The organism is Pseudarthrobacter phenanthrenivorans, assembly GCF_000813845.1.
In the GTDB taxonomy this organism is placed as follows: Bacteria; Actinomycetota; Actinomycetes; order Actinomycetales; family Micrococcaceae; genus Arthrobacter; species Arthrobacter phenanthrenivorans_B.
Genome location: NZ_JWTB01000001.1, coordinates 102,284 through 108,885, shown reverse-complemented (window position 1 = coordinate 108,885; position 6,602 = coordinate 102,284). Strand labels below are relative to the sequence as shown.

General features: G+C 66.3%; 9 protein-coding genes. 4 read left to right on the top strand and 5 right to left on the bottom strand.

The window, feature by feature from the left end; genetic code table 11:
- Positions 1-129: 129 nt before the first annotated feature.
- On the bottom strand, positions 130-987 hold the full coding sequence (locus tag RM50_RS00510) for a LysR family substrate-binding domain-containing protein (RefSeq protein ID WP_043448687.1): 858 nt from the start codon (positions 985-987) through the stop codon (positions 130-132).
- On the opposite strand from RM50_RS00510, the gene RM50_RS00505 reads away from it, so the two are divergent.
- Positions 950-1,354, top strand: coding sequence for a DUF5997 family protein (locus tag RM50_RS00505; protein ID WP_043448684.1), 405 nt, complete (start codon positions 950-952; stop codon positions 1,352-1,354). The genes RM50_RS00510 and RM50_RS00505 overlap by 38 nt on opposite strands.
- A gap of 3 nt (positions 1,355-1,357) precedes the next feature.
- On the opposite strand, the gene RM50_RS00500 is transcribed toward RM50_RS00505, so the two are convergent.
- A complete protein-coding gene (locus tag RM50_RS00500) occupies positions 1,358-1,738 on the bottom strand; it encodes a VOC family protein (protein WP_043448682.1) in 381 nt (126 codons plus the stop codon).
- Between the two features lie 13 nt (positions 1,739-1,751).
- Positions 1,752-2,309: an NADPH-dependent FMN reductase gene (locus RM50_RS00495; protein WP_043448679.1), complete on the bottom strand. Its 558-nt coding sequence runs from the start codon at positions 2,307-2,309 to the stop codon at positions 1,752-1,754.
- 197 nt (positions 2,310-2,506) lie between these two features.
- Here RM50_RS00495 and RM50_RS00490 point away from each other — a divergent pair, with 197 nt between their 5' ends.
- The gene (locus RM50_RS00490; protein ID WP_052259861.1) at positions 2,507-3,118 is read left to right on the top strand and encodes a hypothetical protein; all 612 of its coding nucleotides are present in this window, start codon (positions 2,507-2,509) and stop codon (positions 3,116-3,118) included.
- 59 nt (positions 3,119-3,177) lie between these two features.
- A complete protein-coding gene (locus tag RM50_RS00485; protein ID WP_043448676.1) occupies positions 3,178-3,786 on the top strand; it encodes a DUF6919 domain-containing protein in 609 nt (202 codons plus the stop codon).
- 26 nt (positions 3,787-3,812) lie between these two features.
- On the opposite strand, the gene RM50_RS00480 is transcribed toward RM50_RS00485, so the two are convergent.
- Both RM50_RS00480 and RM50_RS00475 read right to left on the bottom strand, forming a co-directional pair.
- Positions 3,813-4,295 carry a pyridoxamine 5'-phosphate oxidase family protein gene (locus RM50_RS00480; RefSeq protein WP_043448674.1) on the bottom strand — a complete coding sequence of 161 codons (483 nt, stop codon included), beginning with the start codon at positions 4,293-4,295 and terminating at the stop codon, positions 3,813-3,815.
- A gap of 66 nt (positions 4,296-4,361) precedes the next feature.
- Entirely contained in the window at positions 4,362-5,807 is a 1,446-nt protein-coding gene (locus RM50_RS00475) for a flavin monoamine oxidase family protein (protein ID WP_082006913.1), read from the bottom strand.
- Between the two features lie 52 nt (positions 5,808-5,859).
- Between RM50_RS00475 and RM50_RS00470 the strand changes: the two genes are divergently transcribed.
- Positions 5,860-6,600 carry a TetR/AcrR family transcriptional regulator gene (locus tag RM50_RS00470; protein ID WP_043448671.1) on the top strand — a complete coding sequence of 247 codons (741 nt, stop codon included), beginning with the start codon at positions 5,860-5,862 and terminating at the stop codon, positions 6,598-6,600.
- The last annotated feature ends 2 nt before the right edge of the window (positions 6,601-6,602 follow it).

The following is a 6,602-nucleotide window of genomic DNA, read 5'->3' as shown; positions in this document are numbered from 1 at the left end:
GACACCATCCAAAACACCTAGGCCCAACCCCCACGGCACCACAAGGCGATAACTCCAACCAGGCAGGCCGGCACCGCCACCCGCGGAGCCGGCCTGTCCCGCTGTGTTCTTAGCGCGTGTCTGCTGTTCCTAGCGCTTGCCCTTCTTCCGCGATCCCTTCCCCCGGCCCTTGTCAGGGTTCGGAGCGTAGCGCTGCGCTACCTTCGGCGCCTTTTTGGCACCGGTGCCGCGGCGGTCGGGCTTGGGTTCCTTCTTCACCTTGACGGGCTGGGCGGAAGGCTGGCGTGAGCTCTGGGCGGTGCGTCCGCGCACGATGCCGATGAACTCCTCCAGCACCTCATCCGTGGATTCGGTGGGCCAGGCCAAGGCGATTTCGGTTCCGTCGGCGCCGGTGAGCCTGCGCGCCACGGTGTCCTTGACGTTGAGGTGGCGTGCCACCGACATGGGGAGGATCACCAGGCCTGCCCCCGCCGCAACCACGTGGAGGGCAGCCTCCGGGCCACCAAGGGAAGCTATGTTGAGGAGCGATTCCTGCGCCAAGTCGGCCAGGGCCACTTCCTCGAACACCGAAATTTCATGGCCCTTTGGCGCCACCACCACCGGCTGTTCCTCGTACAGCGGTATGACGCTGAGCCCTTGGCGTTCAATCGGCAGGCGGACAAAGGCCATCGCCGCGGCACCGTCATGGAGGCTCTTAAGCTGCACGTCGTCGTCGACCATGAATGCCTCGAGGGGAATATTCGGCATCCGCTCTTCCCAGCGGCGGATCCATTTTCCGGGGGTGACGCCGGCGACGTAGGCGATGCGCAGTACCCGGGGTTCCGCTGCGTCGGCGGCGGACTGGGCCTGGGCGGTGGTTTGGCCCTCAGCGGTGGCCTGGGCATTGGGAGCAGGGGTATTGTCGGCGGGCACGTCTTCACAGTACCCGCCGCCCGGATACCCTTGAAGCATGACCTCTGCAAACTCCCAGTCCATGAAGCCGGCCACCGTTGCCAAGAAACTTGGCATCTATCTCCCGGCCACGCCGCAGGAGTTCCAGGATTCAACCATCTCCCGTGAGGAGTTCGCCGAACTCCAGGCCAACCCGCCGGAATGGCTGGCCGAGCTCCGCCGGAACGGCCCGCACCCCCGCCCCGTCGTGGCGCAGAAGCTGAACGTCTCCATCAGCGGCCTGGCCCGCGGCGGTGTAGAGGAAGCCCTCACGACGGCGGAGATCACGGCTCTGCTGCAGGCTCCGCCGCAGTGGCTGGTCACCGAGCGCGCTACGCACGCCGCCGTGCGCGCCGAAGCGCAGCGCGTCAAGGAAGAGGCCGCGAAGAAGCAGGCAAAGAAGGACCGCGCGCAGGCGAAGTAGCCCTCAGTCCTGGTGGATCTGGATGTAGTTGCCGCAGCCGTCGTCGAACACGGCGCTGGTCCCGAACGGATCCGTGGTGGGCGGAATCTTGAAGCTGACCCCGGCCGCCACCAGCCTGTCGTACTCGGCCTGCACGTCGGGAACCCCGAAAACGATCGCGGGAAGTCCGGCCTCACGCACCGCGTTCATGTAGCTGGCACCGATCGGGTTGTCGCTCGGCTCAAGGAGAAGGCCGACGGCACTGTCATCGGCACCGGGATCCTTGATGATGTAGAGGTTGTGCTCGGGCATGGCCATCAGCGTGTCAAAACCAAGCGTTCCGGTGTAAAAGGCGTGCGCCGCCGCGGGGTCCTGGACATGGATACTGCACATTTTCAGTCGCATGACCCCACGCTACTCACTTCCTGAGGGTTTGCAGCGCCGTTGACCAGGAAATGAGCTGTTCGAAGAGTGGCTGCAGTGCCTGCTCGGCGGCGTCGGAGGGCGTGAAGGTGGTGTAGTCGCGGAAGTCAGAGGCGATCGGCAGGGCAACCTGGGCCCGCACGTCGGCCATTTGAAGCTCAGCGGCGATCAGCCGGAGGTTTTCCACAGCCCGGACACCGCCGGCGCTGCCGTAGCTGACGAAGGCCGCTGCCTTGTTGTTCCATTCCGCGTAGATGTAATCCAGCGCGTTCTTCAGGGCGCCGGGAACGGAGTGGTTGTATTCGGCGGTCACGAAGATGAACCCGTCAAAGCCCGCTACCGCCGCGGCCCACCTTTTCGTGTGGTCCCGCTGGTAGTTTCCCAGCGACGGGGGCAGCGGCTCATCGAGCAGCGGCAGATCAAAATCGGCCACGTCCAAAATCCCAAACTCCGCGCCGCCGTGCTCCCGGGCGCGTTTCAGGACCCATTCGGCAACCTGCATGCTGCGCCGTCCCGGCCGCGTGCTGCCCACCACCACTGCAATTCTGGTCATTGCCGTCCTCCTTGCCCCTGTGGAAAGGATCCTCATGAGGGAAATGCAGGATTGGCCTCCTTTTATTCCAGTTGCCACGGCGGGTACGGGGCCGCCCACGGCATTGACGGCCCGGCATTGACGGTCCGGCGGGAAGGCGATGCAATGGAAGGACCAGTTCGGGTCTTCCGGCCGGGCTGCGGCCCTGGAGGTGTGCGATGGCAATGGCGGAGTCCCTGTTCCACGGCGCATGGGTGGTGCTGGTGTGCGGCCCGGTGCTGGTGGCCAGCGTGGCCGGCACGGTATTCCTCGTCCGACGCCGGGTTCTGGCCCCCAGGGCCGGCTCACCGGAGGCTCCGGACCAGGTGTTCTGGGACCTTTTCCTGGGGGCCTGCGTGGCCATCCCCGCCGTATTGATTCCTGCGCTGGTATCGCCGTGGGCCGGATTGATCCTGGCGGGGGCCGGGGCTGCTGCGGGGATTGCAGCCTACCGGGCAACTCCACGGTTCCTGGCCCGGCGTGCAGCACGGCGCGAAGAGCGGGAGCAGCACTTCGCCCACCAGGCAGCCCGCGCACAGCATGATGAACTCCTGCTCCGGTGGCGGCACTATGAGCTGGACCCGGCGTGCAGCATCGACTTCCCCGATCTGACCGACGTCCGGCGGCCGGAAACGTCGGCACTGATCAAAGCACTGCGGACCGCGGAACAGCAGCGGGAGGCGGCGCACCGGGGGTACCCGGACGCCGTCGGAAGCCTGGCTGCTTCCCTGGCGGCAGCCGAACGGGCAGCCGGGATCCCCTCGGCGCAGCCTTCGGAGCAGGGCGCCTGACATTAACCGCTGTGTCGGCGCGCTGGATCGGCCCTGCAGCCCGGCGGTAGCATCCCAGGATGAAGCCTGAGGAACTGCCCGTCCATGACCAGTACGGCCGCCTGCTGGAGGACCGCGGAGTCTGGCGGCAGGCCACGAGCCTGGAAGCTGCCGGAGAACTGACGGCCCGGTGGCTGGAGGGCGGCAGCTCGTACCAGCCGGGGCACTTTGCCGCGGACTACGATTCTGAAACCCGGCCCATTGCCAAGGCGCTTGCCGAGCTGAACCGGAACGGGCTTTTCACCAAGGAATCGCAGCCGGGGATCCTGGCCGAAGGTGCGGCCCAGCGGCAGTACGTCACCGGTTTTTGCGGCGCCGCCACCGCCCAGGCCCTGCTGGCGCTCTCCACCCGCACCGAACTGGTGGCCGTGGCCCACGCCCCGGGCGAGTCCAGCAACGCCGCCATTCCAGTGACCCTGGCCGGGGAGGACATCACCACCGTGCTGGGTTCCAGCGAGAACCCGGTGGACGAGGAACAGATCCGTGACTGGGCCGAAGAGACCAACGACGCCCTGGCGCTCCTGCTCGCGGATTCCTGGTACATCGAAGTCCTCGATCCCGTGTGGGGGCGCAACGATGTCCTCCTGCCGGCGGTCCTGCAGGCACTGAAAAGGGCGGGACAGCCTTAGCCGTCCCGCCCCCTAAAGCCCGTGGACTACAGCTCCACGGTGCCGCTTTCGCCGACGCTCATCCGGGTGTTGGTGACCTTTGACTTCACCCACTGCAGCACGGTGGCTGCGGTGCCTCCGGGGCTGGTCCAGTACTCCGCCGAGTCCGAGTCGATGTGCAGCAGGCAAACCTCGGGGGTGTCCGGGCCGTCGGGGAACCATGCCTCCACGGCCTGGTTCCACAGCTCGTGGATTTTGGCCCGGTCGGTGACCACCTGGGCCGTTCCGGCAACGGAAACCCATTCGGTGTTCTTGCCAAAGGCCACGTTGACGCGCGGGTCGGCCCTGACGTGCGCTACCTGCGACGTGCCAAGCCCGGTGAAGAACCACATGTCGCCGTCGTCCTTGACCTCCTGGACGGCCAGCGGCCGGCTGACGAGGGCGCCTTCCTCATTGATGGTGGTGACCATTCCGATCCTGGAATCGTTGATGATCTCCGTAACCTTGCTGATGCTCTGCGCGTCAGTCATGCCTCACCTCGTTCGTCTGAAGTCGGGGACGCTCCCCGCCGCCAGCCTAATAGTAAGCATGCTTATTTACCAGCCGGCGGCCACCGGGACCTTCGCCACCTCGGCGATGCGCGCGGCGGTGATGCGTCCCATCCGGATAGCACCGTCCACGTGCTGGTAGCCCTCGGCCGCAAGGTCGGATGAGGACCAGTAAATCGGGCCCACCGGCGCGTGCTGGTCCTTGCCGTAGCGGTGAAGGCCACCCAGGTCGTAGCTGGCCGCGTAGGCACCGCGCGTCCACTCCTCCGAGCCCCAGTCGGATTCGTAATAGACCTCCGGCGCCAGCGCTTCCTCGCCCAGATACCCGGCGATGGATTCCAGGATCGCTTTCCGGCGGTCCTCCGCGTTCAGCTCGAAGACGGCATCGGCCTTTTCGTCGGATACGAAGCCCACCAGGGTGCCGCGGGCATCGCCGTGGTTGGTGTTGTCGTACACCTCCTGGACCAGGGCATCCGCGCCGAAGCCGGTCCCGGACAGCCCCTTGTTCCGCCAGAAAGGCGTCGCGTAGACGGCGTGGACCTTGATGACCAGCCCCAGCGACTGGTGCTGGTGCATCTGGTGCTGGCGGCGCGGCAGCGGCGGGTTGAACGAGACGCGGGAGTAGAGGTTGGGCGGCACGGCCATGATCACGAAGCGGGCGTTGACGGTGGCGCGGTCCGACTCGACGGTGACGCGGTGGCCGCCATCGGCGTCCGCCTCCCAGTTGATGGTGCGCACAGGGCTGTTGAGGACGACATCGTCGCCGAGCTCCTGTGCCTGCAGCAGCGAAACCTGCTGCATGCCGCCCACCACGCGGCGGTCCAGGATGAAGTCCTCGTCCGTCAGGTGGGTGAACGAGCCGGCGGACGCCGCCATCAGGACGGCCTGGAGGGCGGAGAAGGAGTGCGCGGGCTTGGTGAGCATGCCGCCGGCGATGAAGAGGCCGATGTTCTTGCATGCTTCCTCGTTGGCCGAGTTCTGCCGCAACCAGTGGTGGAAGGAGATGGTGTCCAGCTCGCGGGCCTTGGGATGCGCCCAGGGTTCGGTCGGGCCGATTTCAGCGGCAAGCCCGTCCAGCAGGGCCACCAGGCGGTCCATTTCGACGGCGGTGTCCGGGTCCACCGGGAAGGTGTCGCCCGTGTAGCGCACAGGTGTGCCGTCCGCGCCGATGTAGATGGACTCGCCATCGCGGTAGCGGGGGTAGGTCTCCAGGTTCAGTTCCTCGAGCAGTTCAAGGAGGGCGGTCTGGTCCGGCGAGACCCACTGGCCGCCGATTTCGAGCATGGCGCCGTCCACGGTATCCGTCCAGGTGCGGCCGCCCACACGGCCGCGGGCCTCGAGCACGGCAACGGTGAGGCCGGCCTTCTTCAGTTCACGGGCGGCGGTCAGGCCGGACGGGCCGGCTCCAACGACAACGACGTCGCGGTTCAGGTTCAGCATGATGTCCTCTCTGCGGCCCTTGGTGACGGGGACCACTAAATGAATGCCATTCATTTATTAGAACTATAGCTGCTGGCTTCGGGGAGCGGAAGTACTGGATGGAATAATGCTGGAGACCATCAACGAAAGGGCAGCGATGCCGGCAGTATCAGCCGCACAGGGACGCACCACCAGCAACGGTGGTGCACAGAAGAGGCGGGCCGGCCGGCCATCGGCGGCAGTACTGGACAAGTCCGGGATCACGGCCGCAGCACTGGACCTGATCAACCGCAAGGGATACGACGGACTCACCATGGCCGCCCTGGCCAAACTGCTCGAGGTGGCACCGTCCGCCCTCTACAACCATGTGGCCTCAAAGCAGGACGTGCTGCTGCTGGTGGAGGACCACCTGATGTCACTGGTGGATGTCTCCGGATTCGCTTCCGGAACCTGGGAGGACGCCGTCCGCGGCTGGGCGTGGAGCTACCGGGACGTCTTTGCCGCCCATACCCCGCTGATCCCCGTGATCGCCGTCCTGCCGGTGACGGATGCGCCGCAGACCCTCGCCATGTACGAAACCGTCAGCAAGGGATTTGCCGACGCCGGCTTCCCCCAGGCGCGCATCGTTCCCGCCATCGTGGCGCTGGAGTCCTTTATCTTTGGCTCCGCGTACGACGTCACGGCGCCGGAAGACATCTTCGAATCCGGATCGATGGCGGAGTCCACCCCTTATTTCACGGCTGCGGTGCGCAGTTCGTCAGCCGGACAAGGCGCGCCGGCCGGGCAGGAACGGGGCCGCCCGGCCGACACAGCCTTCCACCTTGGGCTCGAGGCCCTGATTGCGGGACTTGGGGCCATCAGGACGTAGCC